The sequence below is a fragment of the Flavobacterium sp. NKUCC04_CG genome, assembly GCF_019345525.1.
Taxonomy (GTDB): domain Bacteria; phylum Bacteroidota; class Bacteroidia; order Flavobacteriales; family Flavobacteriaceae; genus Flavobacterium.
Map to the genome: position 1 here is coordinate 272,621 of NZ_JAHKRA010000002.1, position 22,518 is coordinate 295,138.

The 22,518-nt window shown below is 39.6% G+C and carries 22 protein-coding genes; 6 read left to right on the plus strand and 16 right to left on the minus strand.

The window, feature by feature from the left end:
* Positions 1 to 91: 91 nt before the first annotated feature.
* Positions 92 to 676 (plus strand): hypothetical protein, encoded by a 585-nt coding sequence (locus KO524_RS02750; RefSeq protein WP_219289528.1) that lies wholly within the window; start codon positions 92 to 94, stop codon positions 674 to 676.
* Positions 654 to 1,550 (plus strand): two-component regulator propeller domain-containing protein, encoded by an 897-nt coding sequence (locus KO524_RS02755; protein WP_219289531.1) that lies wholly within the window; start codon positions 654 to 656, stop codon positions 1,548 to 1,550. The genes KO524_RS02750 and KO524_RS02755 overlap by 23 nt, the downstream gene beginning before the upstream one ends.
* A gap of 97 nt (positions 1,551 to 1,647) precedes the next feature.
* Here the strand turns inward: KO524_RS02755 and KO524_RS02760 are convergent, their stop codons facing one another.
* The 10 genes from KO524_RS02760 to KO524_RS02805 form a co-directional block, all read right to left on the minus strand.
* On the minus strand, positions 1,648 to 2,136 hold the full coding sequence (locus KO524_RS02760) for a GNAT family N-acetyltransferase (RefSeq protein WP_219289548.1): 489 nt from the start codon (positions 2,134 to 2,136) through the stop codon (positions 1,648 to 1,650).
* Positions 2,111 to 2,416: a DUF1778 domain-containing protein gene (locus KO524_RS02765; RefSeq protein WP_219289551.1), complete on the minus strand. Its 306-nt coding sequence runs from the start codon at positions 2,414 to 2,416 to the stop codon at positions 2,111 to 2,113. Before KO524_RS02765 ends, KO524_RS02760 begins: the two co-directional genes overlap by 26 nt.
* A gap of 268 nt (positions 2,417 to 2,684) precedes the next feature.
* Positions 2,685 to 3,893, minus strand: coding sequence for a 3-oxoadipyl-CoA thiolase (gene pcaF, locus KO524_RS02770; RefSeq protein WP_219289554.1), 1,209 nt, complete (start codon positions 3,891 to 3,893; stop codon positions 2,685 to 2,687).
* 122 nt (positions 3,894 to 4,015) lie between these two features.
* Complete coding sequence (locus KO524_RS02775; RefSeq protein ID WP_219289557.1) at positions 4,016 to 5,365, minus strand: 3-oxoacid CoA-transferase; 1,350 nt, start codon at positions 5,363 to 5,365, stop codon at positions 4,016 to 4,018.
* 9 nt (positions 5,366 to 5,374) lie between these two features.
* Positions 5,375 to 6,154 carry a 3-oxoadipate enol-lactonase gene (gene pcaD, locus KO524_RS02780; RefSeq protein ID WP_219289560.1) on the minus strand — a complete coding sequence of 260 codons (780 nt, stop codon included), beginning with the start codon at positions 6,152 to 6,154 and terminating at the stop codon, positions 5,375 to 5,377.
* A gap of 234 nt (positions 6,155 to 6,388) precedes the next feature.
* A complete protein-coding gene (locus tag KO524_RS02785) occupies positions 6,389 to 7,315 on the minus strand; it encodes a dioxygenase (RefSeq protein WP_219289562.1) in 927 nt (308 codons plus the stop codon).
* Positions 7,316 to 7,348: 33 nt separating this feature from the next.
* Positions 7,349 to 7,639 (minus strand): muconolactone Delta-isomerase family protein, encoded by a 291-nt coding sequence (locus KO524_RS02790; RefSeq protein WP_219289565.1) that lies wholly within the window; start codon positions 7,637 to 7,639, stop codon positions 7,349 to 7,351.
* A 2-nt stretch (positions 7,640 to 7,641) separates the two neighbouring features.
* Positions 7,642 to 8,763 (minus strand): muconate/chloromuconate family cycloisomerase, encoded by a 1,122-nt coding sequence (locus KO524_RS02795; protein ID WP_219289568.1) that lies wholly within the window; start codon positions 8,761 to 8,763, stop codon positions 7,642 to 7,644.
* Between the two features lie 144 nt (positions 8,764 to 8,907).
* The gene (locus KO524_RS02800; RefSeq protein WP_219289571.1) at positions 8,908 to 9,795 is read right to left on the minus strand and encodes an AraC family transcriptional regulator; all 888 of its coding nucleotides are present in this window, start codon (positions 9,793 to 9,795) and stop codon (positions 8,908 to 8,910) included.
* A 364-nt stretch (positions 9,796 to 10,159) separates the two neighbouring features.
* Entirely contained in the window at positions 10,160 to 11,062 is a 903-nt protein-coding gene (locus tag KO524_RS02805) for a LysR family transcriptional regulator (RefSeq protein WP_219289574.1), read from the minus strand.
* 316 nt (positions 11,063 to 11,378) lie between these two features.
* On the opposite strand from KO524_RS02805, the gene KO524_RS02810 reads away from it, so the two are divergent.
* The 3 genes from KO524_RS02810 to KO524_RS02820 all read left to right on the plus strand — a co-directional run bounded on the left by KO524_RS02810 (position 11,379) and on the right by KO524_RS02820 (position 12,904).
* The gene (locus tag KO524_RS02810) at positions 11,379 to 11,984 is read left to right on the plus strand and encodes an NAD(P)H-dependent oxidoreductase (RefSeq protein ID WP_219289577.1); all 606 of its coding nucleotides are present in this window, start codon (positions 11,379 to 11,381) and stop codon (positions 11,982 to 11,984) included.
* A gap of 5 nt (positions 11,985 to 11,989) precedes the next feature.
* Positions 11,990 to 12,274 carry a putative quinol monooxygenase gene (locus KO524_RS02815; RefSeq protein ID WP_219289579.1) on the plus strand — a complete coding sequence of 95 codons (285 nt, stop codon included), beginning with the start codon at positions 11,990 to 11,992 and terminating at the stop codon, positions 12,272 to 12,274.
* A 195-nt stretch (positions 12,275 to 12,469) separates the two neighbouring features.
* On the plus strand, positions 12,470 to 12,904 hold the full coding sequence (locus KO524_RS02820) for a hypothetical protein (protein WP_219289581.1): 435 nt from the start codon (positions 12,470 to 12,472) through the stop codon (positions 12,902 to 12,904).
* Between the two features lie 88 nt (positions 12,905 to 12,992).
* On the opposite strand, the gene KO524_RS02825 is transcribed toward KO524_RS02820, so the two are convergent.
* A complete protein-coding gene (locus tag KO524_RS02825; protein ID WP_219289583.1) occupies positions 12,993 to 14,444 on the minus strand; it encodes an NAD(P)/FAD-dependent oxidoreductase in 1,452 nt (483 codons plus the stop codon).
* Between the two features lie 39 nt (positions 14,445 to 14,483).
* Positions 14,484 to 15,074, minus strand: coding sequence for an HD family hydrolase (locus KO524_RS02830; RefSeq protein WP_219289599.1), 591 nt, complete (start codon positions 15,072 to 15,074; stop codon positions 14,484 to 14,486).
* A gap of 498 nt (positions 15,075 to 15,572) precedes the next feature.
* Between KO524_RS02830 and KO524_RS02835 the strand changes: the two genes are divergently transcribed.
* Positions 15,573 to 16,469, plus strand: a complete 897-nt coding sequence (locus KO524_RS02835; RefSeq protein WP_219289602.1) for a DUF4476 domain-containing protein — start codon at positions 15,573 to 15,575, stop codon at positions 16,467 to 16,469.
* 170 nt (positions 16,470 to 16,639) lie between these two features.
* Here the strand turns inward: KO524_RS02835 and KO524_RS02840 are convergent, their stop codons facing one another.
* The 4 genes from KO524_RS02840 to KO524_RS02855 form a co-directional block, all read right to left on the minus strand.
* Positions 16,640 to 17,662, minus strand: coding sequence for an NAD(P)-dependent alcohol dehydrogenase (locus KO524_RS02840; RefSeq protein ID WP_219289605.1), 1,023 nt, complete (start codon positions 17,660 to 17,662; stop codon positions 16,640 to 16,642).
* Between the two features lie 192 nt (positions 17,663 to 17,854).
* Entirely contained in the window at positions 17,855 to 19,762 is a 1,908-nt protein-coding gene (locus KO524_RS02845) for a T9SS type A sorting domain-containing protein (protein WP_219289608.1), read from the minus strand.
* Positions 19,763 to 19,885: 123 nt separating this feature from the next.
* Complete coding sequence (locus KO524_RS02850) at positions 19,886 to 21,790, minus strand: T9SS type A sorting domain-containing protein (RefSeq protein ID WP_219289611.1); 1,905 nt, start codon at positions 21,788 to 21,790, stop codon at positions 19,886 to 19,888.
* A 69-nt stretch (positions 21,791 to 21,859) separates the two neighbouring features.
* On the minus strand, positions 21,860 to 22,518 hold a 659-nt coding region (locus KO524_RS02855), incomplete at its 5' end, for a T9SS type A sorting domain-containing protein (protein WP_219289615.1).

The window sequence follows — 22,518 nt, forward strand, 5'->3', positions numbered from 1 at the left end:
AAAAATAAATGGCATTTGGTATCAATCCTGCTTATATTGCGGGCGAAATATTTTGATGTACGTTATTTATTAAACTATTTACAACGAAAAGATGAACAAAATCATACGTTTTTTAATCATATTCACAACAATTTCCAATTTAAATGCACAGCATTTATACAAGGAGAAATTTGACAACTGTATAATCGAGGCATTTTGCTTGGATTGCGGTACAACTAAAGCTGCACCTCCAAGCACTATAAATGAAGAGATTGAAAGCATGCTCAATAAATCTCAATTCCAAAAGGCAGTGGGGATCATTAGGGCACAAGTATTAATTTACGACAGTGGAAAAGCATGTTTGTTGAGCGTTGATAATGCTACTAATGTTTCCACCAAAAAATTGGGTTTACAAAAAGCGATCAACAATTTATCAAATTGGACGCCTGCAATCACAAAAGACAAAAAAGAAACCAGTTCTGTAACCTTGATACTGGAGTTTAACCGGGGAAACTTACAGACAAAACGTTGGATTTTTGATGCTAAAAATGCGACAAATATGTCATCTACAGCTGTTTCTAAAGTAAGAGGTACAGACAGTAGTCGATTACCTTATACCTGGACCTTATACCTGGACCTTATACACCCAATCCAATTCCGAATTACCTTGGGATATGACCAGAGGCATTGCCGCTGATATCGACAATAACATCTGGATTGGTACCGACAACGGCATTGTTGAAATCACCCAAAATTCTTGGAAGCACTACAATGCAACCAACACCATTATTCCTCCAACACCCTATAATAAAGACCGCATGCAAGGGGTGACATACGCTCAAATCGATCACCTCAATAATAAGTGGTTTATCATTGGATCAAACGTGTTCAAGCACAATGATGGAAATTGGACCAAGTATGACTCTATTAATTCACCTATGAAATGGGCCCGAAAAATAATTTTAGATCACAAACAAAACGTTTGGTTTACCTCTTGGGACGGCATTGTAAAATACGACGGTAAGAATTGGTCCAAAATAAATAAGGAAAACTTCCATTTACCTTCAAATAAAGTTTTAGGTTTATACGTAGATCGAAAAGATCGAATGTGGATAGGTACCTTTGAAGGTAATGCGCTCATTGAAAACGGACAAACCCAAATTTTAGACGATAAAAACTCACCCCTAAGTAAGGCCTATATTTCTTCAGTTGTAGAAGACAACCAAGGGAATATGTATTTTTCTTTATACAACGATAAAAGTTATAAAGACGAAGGGCTTTTTAAATTAGACCCATCCAATAACTGGTCAAAAATTGAGTTCCCCAAGGACATCACTAAATTAGATAGAGCTTATATCGGAGATTTTTTGATCGATGAAGACCACAATGAACTCTGGATAACCATGAGTGATGTGGGCATATTGTGTTATTCTTTAGATTCCAATAAATGGCAGGTTTATACCAATCAAAATTCCAATATTAAAAGTACCAATGCGGAAAGAATCATCAAGGATAAGCAGGGAACTATCTGGGTTGCTACATACGGAGGTGTGGTAAAATTGAATCGATAAGTTTGTTTCAAGAAAAAGCGGTTAAAAAGCACTAAATTCTCGACAATCTACAAAAACAAAGGAAGGCTATCCTTTTAAGACAGCCTCCCTTTGCAAATTACAAACTTTCAATCGTTTTAATCGAAATCATCATTTTTCCGGAAGTGGGTAAATAGATAAATCCGTAATGTTTATAAAAAGCAATTGCTTTTTCATTAATAGGATCTACCACAACACATAATATTCCGATTTCTTTAGAAATGTTAAGATACTTATTTAAAGCATCCAATAATAGCAATGAACCGATACCTTCTCTTTTAAAATTTTCATCCACCGCTAATCGCCCCAGTAAAATGCAGGGAAGATCCACATAAGATGGTGGAAATTTTTTAGATAAATTCTCCGGTAAACTATCCTTATCAACCGAACTACTAGATAACGTATAATAACCTAAAACTAAATCGTTTTCATTTACTATCACGGTACAAGTAGATAAGCTTTTTTTTATATCTTGATTCACTTGATTTTTTAAATACCGATCAAGTAACGCTTCACCACATGAAAACTCTTTTCTTTTATGATTAGCGCTTAATATTTTTATTTCCATTAGAGTCCTTTAAAAAATTAATATATTTTTCATGAGCTCGTTGTAAATTTGAATTTGGTTCTGCTGGATTTAAAATCGTATCAACAAAAATCTTTTTGTCTTCTAATGATTTTAAAATTTTATTGTTCTCGCTAATAATACTTTTTGCTTCTTTAGAAATACAAAAAACTATAAACTCCGAGAGACTTTTAAAACCACTTAATGAAGAAGCATATTTAACAAGCTCTTTTTGTTCTTTGCTAATACGAACATCAATTCTATCGTTAACTAGTACTCCCATATCTTTTTTATTTTCTTTGCTTAATTTCTCTGCTTAATTTGATATACTCCAACTCATTGGAGATATTGTTGTTTATATTAGCAATAAAAAAGTACGTATTTATTCCGTACAAAAAAACAATTATAAAAATTTACATTATATAGCCATCATCAAAAAACATGTCTAATCACAATAGAAAAAAAATAAATAGCAGCGTTAGCTTTTTAGACTACAGCTTTAGTAAATCAGATCACCTAGGCTATAATACTCTTTCTAAAATATCTTGGATTTAAACCCTTTCTAAAATAATGGCATAACCTTGCCCCACTCCTACACACATCGTAGCTAAGGCATATCTTTTTCCGGTCTTTTGCAGCTCTAAAGCCGCTGTATAGGTAATGCGAGTACCCGACATTCCCAAAGGATGGCCTATCGCTATGGCACCACCGTTTGGATTAATACGCGCATCATTATCGCTTAATCCTAACGCTCGGGTGCATGCAAGGACTTGAGCTGCAAAGGCCTCATTAAACTCTAGTATATCCATTTGATCGAGGGTTAATCCCGCTTTTCTTAAAACTTTCTGAGTTGCGGTAACCGGGCCTATCCCCATAATTCGAGGTTCCACACCCGTTACTGCCGAGGCCACGATACGGGCCATTGGTTTTAAACCATATTGGTTTACCGCTTCGGCAGAAGCTACAAAAACCGCAGCTGCCCCATCGTTTAATCCAGACGCATTACCTGCCGTTACTGTACCGTTCTCTTTAAATGCCGGTTTTAATTGGGCTAAGGTTTCTAGGTTGGAGTTGGAACGAATAAATTCGTCTGCACTAAATACCAAATCCCCACCTTTGCGCTGAGGAATACGAACCGCCATAATTTCTTCACCCAGGCGGCCATTGGCTGTGGCCTTGGCCGCTTTTAATTGCGATGCCAAGGCATATAAATCTTGGTCTTCTCTAGAAATATGGTATATGTCTACTAAATTCTCGGCAGTGAGTCCCATAGGATCGGTTCCGTAAATGGCGGTCATTTTAGGATTGACAAAACGCCACCCAAAAGAGGAGTCTTCCAGTTTTGAATCGACTCCAAATGCTTTAGACGGTTTGGAAACCACTAGAGGCCCTCTTGTCATGTGCTCCACACCACCAGCAATAAATAGGTCGCCATCTCCAGCTTTAATAGCTCGCGCCGCATGCGCTATGGCAGCCATTCCAGAAGAACAGAGTCTGTTGATGGTTTCTCCAGGTACAGTAACGGGTAAACCGGCTAACAATGCCGCCATCCGCGCCACATTTCTGTTGTCTTCGCCGGCTTGGTTATGACAACCCAATAGCACATCGTCTATAGCATTTACCGGAATATTGGGATTTCTTTTAATCAGTTCCGCTATGGGTAAAGCAGCCAAATCATCGGCACGGATAGCAGAAAGCGTTCCCCCAAAACTTCCTATAGGTGTGCGAATTCCGTCAATTATATAAGCTTCTCTATTCATTTTAATCGTTTTTATAGTAATTTGTAAGGTTGTACAAGTAAAAATAGCGAAATTCACTAAACAAAACCCCTATTGTTAGATGCCCTAATTCACTGGGTATAATCAGTCACATGAGGTTGTTTTTAATTGGCTAAACGTTCAATAAAGTGAGCTGTAGTAGCCAATCGGACTTCTGCTAATGTACTGCCCGGCATAACTTCAATCAAGGTGAGGGCTCCGTCGATAAACTCAAATACGGCTTTGTCTGTGATAATCATGTTTACGGCTCCTAGTGCAGTCAACGGCAAATCGCATCGAGGAACAATCTTGGCATCGCCATTTTTTTCGGTATGCATCATGGTAATGATCAATCTCTTGGCTCCGGAAGCTAAGTCCATGGCTCCGCCAACACCCAGCAAGGGTTGTCCTGGAACAGCCCAGTTGGCCAAATTGGCATTTTCATCGACTTGCAGTCCTCCCATAACGGCTGTATCTACGTGTTTACCCCGTATCATGGCAAAGGAATCAGCAGAATCAAAATAGGAAGCACCCGCCAAAGCGGTTACCGGAATTTTACCGGCATTCACCGGGTATTCCATAGCTCCCCCACCATCTGCAGGAGTTGGTCCTACACCCAACATGCCGTTTTCGGTATGCAGTATAATGCCGTCATCATTCGAAATTAAATCGGCCACCAAGGTCGGGATACCTATACCCAAATTGACTACATCGCCTTTTTTTAGTTCTTTAAGAGCTCTTTTTGCCATATTCATACGGCTTTCGGACACTTTTTTGCTTGACGAAACCGAGGCAGAAATTCCTAAATCCTCTAAGGTTAAATGGGCTTGAACGAGGTAATCTACGTAGGACCCTGGGGTATGAATATGTTCTGGTGCCAAGCTGCCTACCTCAACGATTTCTTCTACTTCTGCAATGACCAAATCTGCCGCTGTTGCCATCGCACGATTGAAGTTCTGTTCGGTCATTCGGTATTGTAGATTCCCAGCCGTGTCTGCTTTCCATGCGCGTACAAAGGCCACATTGGCCCGAATACTCGGAATAAAAACTTGTTCAACCCCGCTAAGAAACTTGGTTTCGCGATGCTCTGCTAAAGCAGTTCCAGCCGATGTCGGTGTGTAAAAGCCTCCTATACCCGCTCCACCGGCGCGAATGGCTTCTGCCAAAGTACCCTGAGGTAACAATTCATAGGCAACGATGCCGTCTTGAGCAGCTTTAACCGCTTCTGGATTGGATGTAAAAAAAGAACCTATTATTTTTTTTAATTGTCCGTTGCGCAGTAGCCGTCCAGCTCCCATGCCCGGTTCGCCAACGTTATTACCGATAAAAATGAGGTTTTTAGTGTTTGTCTCTGCCAAGGCATGCATCAGATGAACCGGGTTTCCAGTCATACCAAAACCACCTTGAAAAAGTATATCGCCATCCTTAACCAGAGCTACGGCTTCTGATAAGGTTATTTGTGGTGTCGTTTTCATTTGTTTGTTTTAATTTTTTGTAAACACTATGATGTGATTTGCAAAGGCCGCTGGATGCTCCATATTGGATAAATGGGCTGCGTCGAGACCGACTAATTGCGCCAACGGCACTTGTTTTTGGATCCATTCCCCATCTGCTTTAGTGGTTACCTCATCTTGTGTTCCAACGATAATTAAAACGGGGATTTTGATTTGTTTTAGTTGTGTTCTAAAATCCGCTTCTGATACAGCGCGGCAACTGGCCATGTAACCTTCTATAGAAGTGTTTTCGAAATCATCTAATATCGCTTCTACTTTTTGAGGAAACTGTTTTCGGTATGCCAATGTAAACCAACGCGCTGCTGTAGGCTCTAGTATACTACTCAATCCGAATTCGCTAACTTGTTTAATGCGCGCGTTCCAACTTTCTAAAGTTCCAATCTTGGCTGCGGTATTGCTGATGATGATTTTTTCAAACGAACCTGAATAATGGATCGCCAACCACTGCCCAACCAATCCTCCAATGGAGAGTCCACAAAAATAAACTTGTTCTAATTTCAAAAACTTTAGTAATTCTAATACGTCGGCTCCTAAGTCGGATATACTCGCGGTCGATTGATTGATCGTGCTGGCACCATGACCCCGACTGTCGTAACGAAGTATGTTAAAATGTAGACTTAAAAATTTGATATTATCGTCCCACATGGAATAATTAGTTCCCAATGAATTGGAGAGTACCAAATTTTTTTGATGCCCAAAATATTGATATTTATAATTGCATGTAAAATGGCTTAGTTTTATTTTTTGCATCTTTTTTATTTTATAGTCTTTATAAATATACGTTTTACCGCTTTTACAACCATAGTCTCCATTGCTCGTTTTGTCGAATATTACCCAATGGATTTTGAAAAAGGTTTATCAATCCTTTAAAAACAGGGGGTATCCCAAAATAGAACCGGGAGTATTTCGTTTGTAATACTCCCTACCTCAACAAGCGAGTACGCCGTATCCTATGAATCCTTCGTCAATACCGTAGTGCGAGTATTAGGCTACACTAGCTCGCTTTCTATTGTTTTCTCCAGCGGCGGCGGTATCTATTTCTTTTACCATATGGAAGTTGAAATCAATCTTAGCAAACGCTTCGTTCTTACCGTATTTTTTCGCATCCTGAGCCGATATTTTTTGTATGTGAGGGATTAATTCCGGGCGAGTTGCAAAGGCAAAATCTTCATTAATCAACGGATCGTTTTCGATATTGATTTGCGTGGTCAACTTTCGATATCCCGGTGCCGTAACAAAAAAGTGTATGTGTGCCGGACGGGAGCCGTGACGTCCCAAGGCTGACATCAATACATCTGTAGGTCCTTTTGGAGGACAGGAATACCCCACAGGAACAAAGGATTTGAATTCGTATTTTCCGTCTTGAGCCACTTTAATGGCTCTACGTAGGTTGAATTCAGGCTGAGAAGAATCAAAGTGAGAATAAAGTCCTTTTAAATTGCAATGCCATACCTCTACTTTAGCTCCTGAAATGGGGTTTCCCTCTAAATCATATACCACGCCACTCATATAAAGTCGTTCCGCATTGGGTTCTATTTCGGTTTCTAATTCGGCATAGGAATTGGATTCAGGCGATCCCGCAACATATAAAGGACCTTCAATCGTTCGCGGTGTTCTATTTTCAATACCTGCTTGTTCGTCTTCCCAATCCATTTGAACGTCTATAAATTTTTCAATACCTAAACCCGCATATACTAATCCCATTTCATTGTTTTTTCCAGCTTGTGTCAGCCAATCGCAGGCCTTCCACATTTCTTCCGATGTAATGTCTAAATCTGCCATGGCGTTGAATAAATCTTCCAATAAACGATTGACAATCGTTTTGACTCTTTCGTTCCCAGCTCCTTTTTTTTCCTGAGATTTTATCAACTCTAAGGTCTGGTCTATTCTCTTTTGGTCTAATCTTGTCATAATAGTACTGTGTTTTGGTTGTTAATAATCTAATTAAATCATCAAGTCTCGTAAAGCATTGGGGTGTTTACAGACACTTGTTATTTTTATATTCATATACGGAAATAAGGGAAGTGAGCTGATAATACTATGCAATTCATCGGGTCCGGATACATCCAATACACTGATGTTTGAGTACCTTCCGGCTACCCTCCATAGGTATATCCATTTTCCAGACTTTTGATGTTCTTGTGAACAAACCTTTTCTCGGCTTAAGTAGTCCGCGATTTTTTCCTCATGCCAACTCTCGGGGATATTTACATCCATTTCCACTACGTATATCATGTTTATTTTCTTTTATATTTTTCTATTTTAACTAAATCTAATTCCACGCCCAGACCCGCTGCATTTGGAATTTCTAAGGCATAATTGCTATAAACAAGGGGAGTCTTAACGATGTCGTCTGTTAATAGTAAAGGACCAAAGAGTTCGGTTCCCCATTCTAAATTGGGCAATGTAGCACATAAGTGTGCCGTGGCCAGTGTACCGATGGTCCCCTCCAACATGGTACCTCCATATAAGGAAATTCCGGCGGCTTGGGCAATTGCTGCTTGTTTTTGAATATTGATGAGCCCTCCAGCTTTGGCAATTTTTAAAGCAAAAACACTTACAGCATGTATTTTTGCTAATTTAAAGGCATCTTGAACGGTGGCAACGGCTTCATCAGCCATAATAGGCACTTCGAAATAGGAAGTTAGTCGGGCTAAACCTTCGAAATCGGATTTAGCTAGGGGCTGTTCAATTAAGTCGATACCGGCATCTTGTAATTTTTGTATAGCGCGCTTGGCTACGGTCTCGGACCAAGCTTGGTTAACATCTACCGTTACGGTAATATCCCTTCCAACAGCACTTTTAATAGCCGCTACATGAGCAATGTCTTCATCAGGTTTTTTACGACCTATTTTAAGCTTAAAAGTATGATGTCTTTTTGTCGCTATAAGTTGTTTAGCCTCGTCTATATCCCTTTGTGTATCTCCACTGGCTAAGGTCCATAAAACCGGTAGTGTGTTTGTAATAGCACCTCCAAATAAATCAGAAACAGGTACGTTTAATCGTTTACCTTGTGCGTCTAATAGCGCGGTTTCTATACCTGATTTAGCAAAATTATTACCTGATATGTATTTGTCTAGGCGGAGTCTAATTGCATTAATCTGAACGGGGTCTTGCCCTATAAGTAGTGGTGTAAAATAGGTGTCGATGGCCAATTTCATTCCCTCTGGAAATTCATCCCCATAGGCTATGCCACCAATAGTAGTAGACTCGCCAATCCCTTCTATCCCGTCTGAACAAAATAGGCGAATAATTACCATCGTCTGCTTTTGCATCACGGTCATAGACAGCAAATGGGGTCTTATTGTTGGTAAATCAACAAGAATTGTTTCAATATGTGTGATCGTTATTTTCGACATAATACATTCTAAAGTAAGTATTCTATTAGTGGTGCAATTGATTGCTTACCACTTAACAAACATACTTTGAATCCTTATACCGATACTAGGACTATTCTTTTATTACTAAGACAAATCTGTTTATTTGACCTAATCTCTAGTAATTTAATCTTTGGTTCTAATTTTTTTCCTGAATTCATTGGGCGTTAATCCGATTTTTCTTTTAAAAACCCGCGCAAAATAACTTGGGTCGTCAAAACCCAATTCATAGGATACATCGGCGATTGATTTTTCGCCATCGGAAAAAGACAATTGAGCTTGTGTAAGATAGAAATCCATAATAATTTCTCTAGGAGATTTAAATGCTACAGAGTTGCAAATACGACTTAAATGTCCGCTAGTGATTTTTAAATCCGCTGCGTATTCCTCAATTGTTTTTTTATAAGAACAGCTTTCTCTAATGAGCTGCGTAAATCTCCTATAATAAATGAGAAAGGAATTATTAACGAACAATATTCTATGTTGAGAAGATTGGGGCAATCTTTTCAACTGTACAATCAATCGGCCTACAAGATGTTCCAACATCAACAATCGCCCCGTATGGGTTGCGTTAAATTCTTCTATACAGTATAACATGGTTTTAAATACCTCTTCTGAGTACTCACCCGTTACGATGGGAGTTACCTGAAAAAGTTCTATGGCTTCAATCACCTCTGCCTCGCGCTTTACCATGTGCTCTATGACATTGTCTGACAAGCTGATAATCCACCCATTTAGGTTGGTGCGGTGCTCAAAACCGTGATCGGTATTTTTGGGAACCGTAATAAAAGCAGGTCCCTGTACCGAAATAACTTCTTTGTTGTAAAGCAAATGGGTTTCTCCTTCGAGAACAACAAAAATCTGAAACTGATTGTTATGCGCATGCGGTTTTACGTTATTGTTATTCTTTCTTCCAATAATACCAAAGGGATATACATAGATGAGCCCTTTCACAAATTCAATACAATCACTGCCATATAATCCATTAAAAAAAATTCTGTTATTCGCTGCCATTATCTACATATTATTCCCTAATTTACCATTTATTATTCACATTTTAATGCTCTAAATAAATTTTATACTGTTAAAAAAAATTATTAAAAAAAACTTTCACCTAATCATTATCACCATACAATCGGTATTTTGAAAATGTTTAAACGAGCCATCGGTAGGTAATTCCAGCACAACGGTAAAGTGATTTAAGTGCTTCTGTTTTTGGCGCATTTGGTTGTGGCTTATATGCTGTCCGCAATCTTATTCTGCTTTTATAGACTACAAAAAACCTAATCATCCCGGTATTTTGATAACTTTTGAGATACTATCCTTTAATGCTGAAATTTGTAATTTAGTATTTGAACCGACTGAACGTACCTCTAAACTATTTGTCCCATTTATTCATCAATAGCTTTTCGAGTTGAGCTACTTCACTGTGATAAATGGTTTTTTTTCTGGTTCCAAAATAAAGGGTATTTTCCAATGGAACTGTTCCCTCCCATATCAATTTTATTTGTCCATTGGCAATTGCTTCTGTACACAGGAAGTCAGGCACGATGGAATAGCCGGTATTGCCACTTAAACATCGTATGATGGAACTGATGTTGGGAACTATATAATTCGGACTAAAATCCGGGTGTTCGCCAAAGTGCTTTTTCCAAAAGTTTTTTAAATGATCCATATCTGCAGCAGTGCTATACCAAAGTTGCTGTTTCAATAAGGCTGCAACCTCCTTTATTTCATTTCTTGCCAATAAATCTTTAACTATTGAAGCGTCTGTTTCACTTCCTGCAATCAATACGATGCGCTCTTTGGAAAAAGGAAGATACTCCAAATTGACTTGATTGCCTCTTTGAGGTGTAATAATCAAATCCAAAAGACCGTTGTCTAAATCCTGTTGCATCTGTGGGTATTCACCAAATTTAATAATCAAATTAAAAGGCAAACTCGCAATGTGCTCTTCCAAGGTATATTGAAAGGTTTCAAAACACATTCCCACACTAATAGTAACGCGGTCTTCCTTAGAACGTTTGTGAAAATGCTGTTCGGCACTTTCCATTTTCTCTAGTGGTTCAAACACCCAATTATACAGTATTTTACCCTTCTCTGTAGCTACCATTTTCCGAGCAGACCGATCAAACAGTTTATTACCGGTATAGGATTCTAAGGAATTCAAATGCAAACTCACACCCGGCTGTGAAATAAAAAGTTGTTGAGCTGCAGCCGATAAAGTACCCGTTTCATATATAGCCTTAAATGTGCGTAACCACTCTAGATTCCATCTCATACCTATAATTTTTATAATACAAATGTATGACTTAAATTATTTTATTTAAAGTATAAAAACCATAAAGCAACTTAAAAATTTGCAAAACCCCAACACACAACCTCCTACACCTTTAATATACAACTAGTTAAATTAAAAATCAAAAAAATAACGAATAATCTATCGCTTACATAGCCTACGGATTAGAAATTTTTATGACAATGTTAGAAGATACTGCTTTACTATCATAATTATTATAATTACACATCATTTAAGTAATTTTAATTATACATAATAATTATAGAAATTTGCAGTATCAATAATTAAAATAATAGAAATGAAAAATATATTTATTATAAATGGCGGACAAACCTTTGCGCATTCGGGAGGTTATTTTAATAATAGCCTTACCCAATGGACTCAAGAGACTTTATTGGAAGGCGGTTTTACAGTGAGAACAACCAATATCAATGACGATTTTGACGCTGCAGTGGAAGTGGAAAATTTTAAATGGGCCGACCTTATTATTTATCACACGCCCATTTGGTGGTTTCAAGTTCCCAATCGCTTAAAGAAATACATAGACGAAGTATTTACAGCAGGCCACAATAACGGAATTTATGCCAGCGACGGACGAAGCAGAAAAAATCCGGATATCAATTACGGTACCGGTGGATTGATGCAAGGAAAAAAATATATGGTTACCTCTTCGTGGAATGCACCGGAAACGGCTTTTACTATAGAGGGAGAGTTTTTTGACCAACACGATGTTGACCAAGGTGTATTATTTGGGTTTCACAAAATGAATCAGTTTGCGGGTATGACGCGAATGGAAGGCTTCCACTTTCACGATTTAGAGAAAAATGCAACGGCAGCACGATTGGAAAATTACCGCATTCAATATATCCAACACCTTCAACAACAAGTGATAAAGCAACAGTAATTCACATGATCTATTTAACTGCAATTATAAAAGTAAAACCGGAGTATCGCACTGAACTTACTACAGTTCTAAAAAACATGGTAAACAAAACCAAAAAGGAAACCGCTTGCATACAATATGATTTGCATCAGGGATTGGCAGATTCGAACACTTTTGTTTTCTATGAGATATGGAAAGACCAAGAGGGCCTGGATGCACACAATCAACAAGACTATATACGGGAATTCGGGCTTTTAGCCTCCGAAAAGTTGAGCGAAACCCCGCAATTATATCTAACAAATAAGTTATAAGTTTAATCGGATTTACTGTACTATATTTCCTATGGTACAGTAATCTAACCGACAATAAATCACAATTAACAACTGTAGTCCGACTTGGAGTATAGCAATATGGTTAACTGTTTTTTCACGTTTATCTGAACCATTTCAATTTTGATACGGAAAAGGGATTTTGAAAATTACTGCTAAAAACCCTATCTTTCGCTCATGGACAATCTCAATTACTTAATCACGCGTAAGCCAACAAACGAGCTGCTAAAAAAACAGATTGCGTATTATTATTTCCATGCGTCTAGTAACGAAGCCACTAATGGCGAAACCAGAACATTTGTCATAGAAGCCGTAGGTAAGCATCAACTTCACGCTACAATAGATTGGTGTAGTAGTCCTCTTTTGACCACAATTATCACTTCCGATGAAAATAAAAAAATAGTTGTGGACCTAGATGGTGACTTCTCTAAAAACTGGTCGTATTTCTTTTATAGCGGTTTTAGTATTTTAATACTTGACTTTATTTTAAGTAAAACACTCCACTTTCCTTACGCCCTTGTGCTAATGGTCTTTCCTTTACTTTTTATGTTCTATTTGTTGGTATTTAAACAAAAAATAGCCTTGCAATTAAGTGAAATTGTTAACCTCTAATTTTATATAAAATGCTGAAAATCGGATTTATTATTATAACTTATTTAATTAAGTTATTAATTTTGTTTTTTACTTATTAAAAAACTTTTCAATCTATATACGTAGTCTTTAAACAACGTCCTCTGGGTTCATCGCCTTCATAAAGTACAATTTCCGAATGTAAAAACTGTGCTGCTTCAGCAGAATCTTTTACTTTGGTAGCACTGCGTGCGAGCATCGCCGATTCAAAGGCTGTTAATACACTGTTTCTTATTCCTTGTGTTCTCCACGGATTAAAAATTCCGCATCCCTTAGATATCCCGCGGGCCAGCATCAGGGCATCGAGTAAGGCTTGATTGGCGCCTTGACCTTTAAAAGGACTCATCGGATGCGCAGCATCACCAATTAAAGTGACCGCTCCGGCATGAGCTAAACTTTGCGGTTGCAACAATTCGCGATCGTATACGGGATAACCCGATACCTGCGCTGCGTCAGTTGCTTCCATAATTTGCGGTATGGGAGCGTGCCATAGCGTTCTTCTGCAAGCTTCTTCCTTAAGCGCTTGAGATCCTTTTGCACTCAACATTTTAGCCTCCATTTCAGTCATCGGAAAACTGAGTTGCCACATAATTGTATCGGCATTGTAGGGCATCATATAAATTCGTTCGTTTCCGTTGGCCGTTTGAAATACCGTAGCCGAATCCAATAAAGAACTTTCGACTCCATCTAGTGCTGCTAAAGGGCAAATCCCCAAAATAACAATACATCCCAAATAACGCAAAGAATCATTGTTCTCGTCCATCAGCAATCGGCGCACTGAACTGCGAATACCATCGGCTCCAACTACCAGATCAGCTTTAAACTGCTTGAATTCCCCATCGACACGAAAAGTCATACCGACACCTGAGTCGCTCTGCTTCAAATCGATTAATTGGTGTCCCCAATTCACAAACTGCTGTCCTCCGAGTTGTTCTAAAAGAGCCAAACGCAAAGCTTGTCGTGCAATATGTATATTGGTTCGTTTTGAAGTAGATTTAAGGGCCGAATTCATCCATTTCCGAACTCCCCATTCCCCTATTACTTTACCTGAAGTGGTGTGTACTAGATGTCGCGTAGAAACCACCCCTTCCTTTAATGAAAAAAGCCCCAATCCCTCTATGGCTTTGCTTGCTTGTTGCAACGTAAGTCCATAACCTTGAGAACGCGCGCTAAAATCGTGGTCGCGCTCGAAAAGTGTAAAGGGAATTCCCCGGTGTAAACAAGCTACTGCAAGTGCCACCCCGCCTATACCGCCACCAATTATGGCAATATGTGGATGGTTTTGTATATCTGCCAAAGGAAAAACAGCAGTCGAAAGCAAACCCGATCCACCACATTGTTCACAATCATATTGATGTCCCTTTGGACGTACGGGTTCGGTCTGTTCTCCAGGGTTTTTTATAAACGCATCGAGCAACAATTCATATTCGCGTCGAGCCTTTGTACTGAGTTTACGGCTTTTTTTTCCACGCCCCAAACAGGTCTCACACATCCTCCATTTCAATGCTTCTGCTTTTTTCATCAACTCCAAATTAATGCCATGAAGACATCTAAAAAATTATTATTTTTTGAGTATTCCCTTTTCTACGCTATAGTCAATTAAATGCTCTGCATATTTCCAAATTGCAGTGGAGCCCTCGCCAATAACTTTCTTTTTCTCCATTACCTTATCATAACTTACATCAAATTCTTTCCAAGTTCCACCATTATTAGAGATGTTTTGCAATAAGGGTTCTAAACGGTCCATTGCTTTGGCAAACTTGGCCTCCGCTGTATTTCCAGCCTCGAATTCTTCCCAAACAGCTATCAATTCCACGGCTTGTGCTTGAGGTAATAATCCGAAAATTCGCTGTGCAGCCAACCTTTCTGCATCGGTATTGGTATGGTTGTTTACGGTGTCGTAAATAAAAGTATCTCCCGCATCAATCTCCACAATATCGTGTATCAATACCATCTTCACCACTTTTAAAACATCAATATCCTCATTGGAATGCTCCGCCAATACCATTGCCATAAGCGCCAAATGCCAGCTGTGTTCGGCATCGTTTTCATTGCGATCACTATGAAATAATTTGGTTTTACGTTGGATGTATTTGACTTTGTCAATTTCCTTTATAAAGTCTAACTGTTTTAAAAGCTTTTCCGAAAACATGGCTATAGCATAAAAATTACCTTACAAAAATAAGGTTTTTTAAATGATGAAGGAGAAGTTAAAAATGCGGATATATTTTTAGTTGCTAACGAAAGACATCGTTAAACGAATTAACTATTGGATTATTATACTAGGTAAAAGCTACTATACGATCAACCGATTTATTTTTCAAAAAACAAAGCAATCGGCATGTACGGGTATATTCCAGTTAACTATTTGTTTGACTTAAAAACCGGAAAAGTAATATTTGGGCTTACCGACGAGTTACTCCATCAGTAAAAAAGATCTGATTTTTTTAACTACGAGTACATCATTTTTAAAAAACGGCTAGGATTAATCTGTACCTGATTGATTTACTCTAGCGCTTCGGTATTTATTAATAAAAAGTATTGTATTCATTAGGAAAAAGTTAGCTCAAAACACCAATAAATTGATTTCATCCTTTTATTTTTGGCACGATTACTGAAATAAGCACTTTACAACTAACCAAAATAAAACATGAAAAAAACTTTTACACTGATAGCCATTTTTTCTGCAGCAATTTTGTTTGCACAAGAGGCAGGCAAAAAAGGCGAATTATTAAAAAACGAAGCCGGTACTAAAGAGTTACAAAGAACGGTGTCGCCATCACGAAACAATTCGAAGGACAACTCTAGTGGTAGAACCACCCCCGCGGAAAATAATTCCAATAGAACCGTTTCACGGGCACCAAATCGCGACCGAGAAGTAACACCGCGTTACAATTGGAATCAGAATTACGGTTATGCGGAGGTTTTTTTAAGAATTCCGGAAGGCGGTGCTTTCACGGTTGAAATCGGTAATCAATCCATCAGTAATGCATCGGGGAAATTTCGATTTTTTGATTTGAACTCTGGAAAAATGTCTATTTCCATATACGAAGATGGTTATTTGCTATACCGCAGTCAAATTCAGGTTCGCAACGACAGTCGTATCGTTTTGGACTACTTTACCAATTTCGGATTATACTTACTCGATTCCTACCCTATAAAAGGGCAACAATACGGTTTTAACCAATGGGATGATGTTTGGAACAATCCTTACGACAACGGAAATTGGGGTTCTGAAAACAGCAGTTCTACTCCTGTAATGAGCAATCACTCTTTTGAAAACTTCTTACAAAATCTTAAGAAAAATGCGAATTTTGACAAGGATAAATTGGCCTTTATAAAACAACAAAGCACCTTGAACCTGTTTACTTCTCAGCAAATAAAGTCCTTGCTTAAGACATTTAGTTTCGATGAACAAAAGGTTGAAGCTGGTAAAATTCTATATCCGCGCTGTGCCGATAAAACAAATTTCTACGTGGTGTATGAGAGTTTTGACTTTGAGCGAGGTAAAAGAGATTTGATGAACTATATTGCCAATATGCGTTAATAGCATTGCCTTTGTTTTATTATATATAGCAACGAGAAGCAGTAAAGAATTTTGATTCAACAATCTTTTTTCTTAAACAAACGCTTTATAAAACGAAAAAAGAGACCTTTTTTCAAGGTCTCTTTTTATTGAGTGTTTTTACAAAAGTAATGAAGTTCAATACATTCCTTTTACGGAATGAGTACAGCACGACCTTTTAATTTTCCCTGTCGCATTTTATCGTAAACTTCCAATACTTGTTCTAAAGGAAATTTTTCGATTTCGATATGTATTTTACCTTGTCTAGCCAAACCAACTACTTCGACCAATTCTGCTTGAGATCCCCAATAAGGCAAGCTTACACTTGTTCCAAATGGTATTTTCCCCGAAGCCACAGCCAAGGACCCACCTCCTAAACCTACTATGGTTAAATCACCATGTAGCGCAATGACTTGAGCTCCCAAATCCATAGTAGAAGGAGCTCCTACAAAATCGAGTACTACTTTGGCTTTTTTAATTCCGGTAATTTTTATAATTTGTTGTGCCGCGTCCGTGTCTTTAGAATTAACTACGTAGTTCGCACCGAGTTTTTTAGCGAAATCCAGCTTTTCTGCCGATATATCACAAGCGATAACCGTTGCTCCTGTCGTTGCTTTTAAAATCTGTAAGGCCGTATGCCCCAACCCACCAATTCCAATAACCACAACAAATTCATCGGGTGTTAATTTATTTAATGATCGTTTAATAGCGGAATAGGGTGTCAATGCTGCATCGGTTAACGGTGCCGCCAATACAGGATCAAGATCGTATATCGGAACTAACAAACGCGAAGAGGGAACCAACATATATTCAGCCATCCCTCCATCAAGTCCTAAGCCTCCTCCGAAAGCTCTTTCCGATTGATGGTCGCAATAATTCTCAAAAGATTGTTGACAAGGCTTACAATGTCCGCAACCCCAAGGTCCGTAAACCAAAACCGCATCTCCCTTTTTATAGCCCGTTACACTATCACCCAATTCTTCAATATAACCCGCGTTCTCGTGCCCTAAAGTAAAAGGAGCTGCTACTGTTCCGTGATCAATTACATGCAAATCGGAATGACAGACGCCCGCTCCAGCTATTTTTATCAATACCTGATCACCAACAGGTTTGGGTTTTATCGCATCTTTAACTAATTCCACATGATTGACCCCTAAATAACGTACTGCTCTCATAATTCTTAGCGTTTTTAATTTATATCATTAAATTACGAAAAAAAAATTGTTTTCAATAAACAAAAACGTTATTTATATGTTACAAAATACTTAAAATCAAGTTTTTATACAAACATTTAACTTCAAAAAATAGTTTTTATTACTCATAACTCCAACCACCCTTTACGATTGATTTATGCAATCATTTAAATTTTATTTTACCAAAATCTTTTGAGTGACTTTATGTCCATCGTAGTCCAGTAAGGCCAATATATATTGTCCGGAAGCTAAATGTGCCAAGCTGACCTCTTGCAATTGGATATGTCCCTTGGCTACTATACGCGCTTGCAAGTCGTAAACCTCATAATACTTCCATAACCTATCCGATTGCCAATATACTTTATCGCTAGTCGGATTCGGATAGAGCACCACTTCTTCTATGGTTTTAAAGGTGGGAGTACTCATGTTTTCTCCACAATTCCAGGCCGCCAATTTGGCTACAAAAAAATCGGGGATACCGGAATAAAAAATAGGCGTCATCCGCGGTACATGCGGATCATCTACAAATAAACTACCGCTAAAGTGCCCGCCCACCAAAATGTTCTGATCCCGGTCCACAGCAATAGCCGTTAAACCGTCGTGATAACCCGAAGGCCCTTTGATGCGGTGCAACGCATTGCAATGACCGGTGATTTTGTCAAACCGACCCACATAGGGATCTGGTAAATAACCGTCATTGGGTATCATTCCCGATGCTATAGTCCCCCAAAGTTCGGTATCCATCGTAATTCCAGCCACCACTTCGCTAGCCGTAAAAGCCAAAGCACGAGCCGATGAATACACACTGGTAGTACTACTTAAACTCTTTGCCGCTGTTCCCCAAAGCAATTGTCCTTTGGTATTCAGTTTTAGAATATAGGGAAGTACATCTCCATTGACCTCTGGAAACTCCAATCCAACAAAGGAATTGACATACGGGAGGTCATTAAATTTCGCAGATCCCATACCCGATAGATATACATTAGATTGCTCATCGGTTTTTATTTCTGCCAAGATACCCCCAGCCATATCGTGACTCCACAGTTTGTTTCCCGCTTTGTCCAAAGCCAAAACATACATCGACTTTAAGAGCACTTCATCGCCATATGAAATAACTTCGAAACTATCCCAACAAACTCCACCAATGTAATACCGCTCTATCAAAGGGTCGTAAGTAAATCGGACCCGCTCTATAGTTTGTAAATTCCTAAAATCCAAAAAGGTATGGGAAACGTAGTTCCCCTCGCTATCGTAACGAATGATATACCACTGGTAATGACGTTCTGGTTCGATTTCCGGAGCTTCAACGGTAATCTGCCCATCCAAATGAGTACCCGGCAAAAAACCGACAAACCAATGGGTGGTGCCGTTGGCCTCGGTATAGACATCGCCAATTTGACTTAATCCCAAAGCTCGAGTTACCTCGCCCTGTGGAAAACGGTGCCAAAGCAAACGCCCGTTATCCGCTTGGTATTTGGCTAAAACCATGGTTTTAAAATTCACATTGGGTATATCGGGGTCCAAACCCCGGCTATAGTCCATACGGACATCGTCGTCAAAATGAGGGGGTTCTTTAGTGTATTGAAAGGGTCCAAAAGGCAACATGGATTCAAAATTATCCACCAACATACCCACATACAAACCGCCGTTTGCGTCCAATCCCAAATTGTAGGCGTAATCCCAGGAATACCCCCCTATGCCCTTGGTCCACAACACCGTGCCCTCACAGTTGAGAGCCGCCAAAAAAACATCCGTATGTTGATTCCCGCCAAAAGGCCTGTTATACTCCTTTACGGGATTTCCATCAAATTGGGCATCGGGATACCCGATAACCCCCAACAGATAAACGTTGTTTTGCGCATCAATCTTAATATCCAATATGGTTTCAAACAATCGTCTATTGTACCAATAACTCTTATCCAGAATCATCCCGTAAGCTCCTCCGCCCTTTTTATGCCATTTCCAATGGTAGTCCTGGGCTAAACCGGGCACCGATAAAAACAAACTCAACAACAAAATCAATCCGTTGTCTCGTACCGATTTTTTAATTCGCAATCCGCATCGTTTGTACTGTGTTTCCATAATGTTCTATTTTATAAAAACACTGTAAAAACAGCAGCCTGGCCCACTGCTTTTACAGCGTTTTTGGGGTTAGTTTTTAATCAAAATCTGTTGGTAACTTCTGTGTCCATAGTTCCCGAAATTTTATTTCACCAAAATCTTTTGAGTGACTTTATGTCCGTCGTAGTCCAGTAAGGCCAATATATATTGTCCGGAAGCTAAATGCCCTAAGCTGACCTCTTGCAATTGGATATGTCCCTTGGCTACTATACGCGCTTGCAAGTCGTAAACCTCATAATACTTCCATAACCTATCCGATTGCCAATATACTTTATCGCTAGTCGGATTCGGATAGAGCACCACTTCTTCTATGGTTTTAAAGGTGGGAGTACTCATGTTTTCTCCACAATTCCAGGCCGCCAATTTGGCTACAAAAAAATCGGGGATACCGGAATAAAAAATAGGCGTCATCCGCGGTACATGCGGATCATCGACAAATAAACTGCCGCTAAAGTGCCCGCCCACCAAAATGTTCTGATCCCGGTCCACAGCAATAGCCGTTAAACCGTCGTGATAACCCGAAGGCCCTTTGATGCGGTGCAACGCATTGCAATGACCGGTGATTTTGTCAAACCGACCCACATAGGGATCTGGTAAATAACCGTCATTGGGTATCATTCCCGATGCTATAGTCCCCCAAAGTTCGGTATCCATCGTAATTCCAGCCACCACTTCGCTAGCGGTAAAAGCCAAAGCACGAGCCGATGAATAGGCACTGGTAGTACTACTTAAACTCTTTGCCGCTGTTCCCCAAAGCAATTGTCCTTTGGTATTCAGTTTTAAAACATAGGGAACGTTACCATTGGCATCTGGAAACTCCAATCCAACAAAGGAATTGACATTGGGCTGGTCATGGAAATTTGCCACTCCTCGACCCGATAGATATACATTAGACTGCTCATCGGTTTTTATTTCTGCCAAGATACCTCCATCCATATCGTGACTCCACAGTTTGTTTCCCGCTTTGTCCAAAGCCAAAACATACATTGATTGCATCAATTCATCATCTCCGTATGACACAATTTCTTCCGGGTCCAAACCCGTGCCACCAATGTAATACTGCTCTATCAAAGGGTCGTAAGTAAATCGGACCCGCTCTATAGTTTGTAAATTCCTAAAGTCCAAAAAGGTATGGGAAACGTAATTCCCCTCGCTATCGTAACGGATGATATACCACTGGTAATGACGTTCTGGTTCGATTTCCGGAGCTTCAACGGTAATCTGCCCATCCAAATGAGTACCCGGCAAAAAACCGACAAACCAATGGGTGGTGCCGTTGGCCTCGGTATAGACATCGCCAATTTGACTTAATCCCAAAGCTCGAATTACCTCGCCCTGTGGAAAACGGTGCCAAAGCAAACGCCCGTTATCCGCTTGGTATTTGGCCAAAACCATGGTTTTAAAATTCACATTGGGTATATCGGGGTCCAAACCCCGGCTATAGTCCATACGGACATCGTCGTCAAAATGAGGGGGTTCTTTAGTGTATTGAAAGGGACCAAAAGGCAACATGGATTCAAAATTATCCACCAACATACCCACATACAAACCGCCGTTTGCGTCCAATCCCAAATTGTAGGCGTAATCCCAGGAATACCCCCCTATGCCCTTGGTCCATAACACCGTGCCCTCACAGTTGAGAGCCGCCAAAAAAACATCCGTATGTTGATTGCCGCCAAAAGGCCTGTTATACTCCTTTACGGGATTTCCATCAAATTGGGCATCGGGATACCCGATAACCCCCAACAGATAAACGTTGTTTTGCGCATCAATCTTAATATCCAATATGGTTTCGAACAATCGTCTATTGTACCAATAACTCTTATCCAGAATCATCCCGTAAGCTCCTCCGCCCTTTTTATGCCATTTCCACTGGTAGTCCTGGGCTAAACCGGGCACCGATAAAAACAAACTCAACAACAAAATCAATCCGTTGTCTCGTACCGATTTTTTAATTCGCAATCCGCATCGTTTGTATTGTGTTTCCATAATGTTTTATTTTATAAAAACACTGTAAAAACAGCGGCCTGGCCCACTGCTTTTACAGCGTTTTTGGGGTTAGTTTTTAATCAAAATCTGTTGGTAACTTCTGTGTCCGTTGACATACAAAACCACCAAATATTTACCGCTAACCCAGTGGTCGGACGGTATCAGCAGGCTGCCTTTGGCCGAGGTTGCCGAACCGCTCCAATGCGCTTTGCCCAGCATATCAAACACCTGCACCCCTATATCCGCAGTAGGCGTTGTAAGACTGCTGTCGTAATACAACACCGTTGTACCCGACGTGGGGTTGGGCGTTAATTGGGCGGTGGCTCGCGGCACCTCGGTAGGAGAAACCTCAGTAGGCCTCCAAGAACCCCGAGTGCCAAAGTTTAAAGTGAACCTATAATAATCGCAAACCACTTTACCGTTGAGCCTTACCAAAACCTGGAGTGTTGTGCTGCTTTGATCGTAATGAGGGTCAAAGGGAATGAATTGCAAGCCTTCAATGCTGCGCTGCTCCCCCGGTGCTAAACCGATGTTTTGAGGTACAAAAACCCCTTCGCCTTCGGGATTTTCAAAGCTCAGTTGTACGTATTCATTCATATTATTACCCGCATCCACACCAAAGATTATAGCGGTATAAGGGTATTTCTCCCTTTTGTAGTTTTCGTGGCTTTTGACATAAATATCACATTTCCCACAATCTTGACTCGTTTTTACTACAACCAAGCCCC

Coding starts and splice junctions, on each gene's coding strand:
- KO524_RS02835 (WP_219289602.1), top strand. CDS start 15,573: ATGAAAAAAACTTTTACACTGATAGCCATTTTTTCTGCAGCAATTTTG.
- pcaF (WP_219289554.1), bottom strand. CDS start 3,893: ATGAATAGAGAAGCTTATATAATTGACGGAATTCGCACACCTATAGGA.
- KO524_RS02785 (WP_219289562.1), bottom strand. CDS start 7,315: ATGACAAGATTAGACCAAAAGAGAATAGACCAGACCTTAGAGTTGATA.
- KO524_RS02800 (WP_219289571.1), bottom strand. CDS start 9,795: ATGGCAGCGAATAACAGAATTTTTTTTAATGGATTATATGGCAGTGAT.
- KO524_RS02845 (WP_219289608.1), bottom strand. CDS start 19,762: ATGGAAACACAGTACAAACGATGCGGATTGCGAATTAAAAAATCGGTA.
- KO524_RS02750 (WP_219289528.1), top strand. CDS start 92: ATGAACAAAATCATACGTTTTTTAATCATATTCACAACAATTTCCAAT.
- KO524_RS02820 (WP_219289581.1), top strand. CDS start 12,470: ATGGACAATCTCAATTACTTAATCACGCGTAAGCCAACAAACGAGCTG.
- KO524_RS02840 (WP_219289605.1), bottom strand. CDS start 17,662: ATGAGAGCAGTACGTTATTTAGGGGTCAATCATGTGGAATTAGTTAAA.
- KO524_RS02825 (WP_219289583.1), bottom strand. CDS start 14,444: ATGAAAAAAGCAGAAGCATTGAAATGGAGGATGTGTGAGACCTGTTTG.
- KO524_RS02830 (WP_219289599.1), bottom strand. CDS start 15,074: ATGTTTTCGGAAAAGCTTTTAAAACAGTTAGACTTTATAAAGGAAATT.
- KO524_RS02850 (WP_219289611.1), bottom strand. CDS start 21,790: ATGGAAACACAATACAAACGATGCGGATTGCGAATTAAAAAATCGGTA.
- KO524_RS02805 (WP_219289574.1), bottom strand. CDS start 11,062: ATGAGATGGAATCTAGAGTGGTTACGCACATTTAAGGCTATATATGAA.
- KO524_RS02810 (WP_219289577.1), top strand. CDS start 11,379: ATGAAAAATATATTTATTATAAATGGCGGACAAACCTTTGCGCATTCG.
- KO524_RS02765 (WP_219289551.1), bottom strand. CDS start 2,416: ATGGGAGTACTAGTTAACGATAGAATTGATGTTCGTATTAGCAAAGAA.
- KO524_RS02795 (WP_219289568.1), bottom strand. CDS start 8,763: ATGTCGAAAATAACGATCACACATATTGAAACAATTCTTGTTGATTTA.
- KO524_RS02815 (WP_219289579.1), top strand. CDS start 11,990: ATGATCTATTTAACTGCAATTATAAAAGTAAAACCGGAGTATCGCACT.
- KO524_RS02760 (WP_219289548.1), bottom strand. CDS start 2,136: ATGGAAATAAAAATATTAAGCGCTAATCATAAAAGAAAAGAGTTTTCA.
- pcaD (WP_219289560.1), bottom strand. CDS start 6,154: ATGCAAAAAATAAAACTAAGCCATTTTACATGCAATTATAAATATCAA.
- KO524_RS02790 (WP_219289565.1), bottom strand. CDS start 7,639: ATGATATACGTAGTGGAAATGGATGTAAATATCCCCGAGAGTTGGCAT.
- KO524_RS02755 (WP_219289531.1), top strand. CDS start 654: ATGACCAGAGGCATTGCCGCTGATATCGACAATAACATCTGGATTGGT.
- KO524_RS02775 (WP_219289557.1), bottom strand. CDS start 5,365: ATGAAAACGACACCACAAATAACCTTATCAGAAGCCGTAGCTCTGGTT.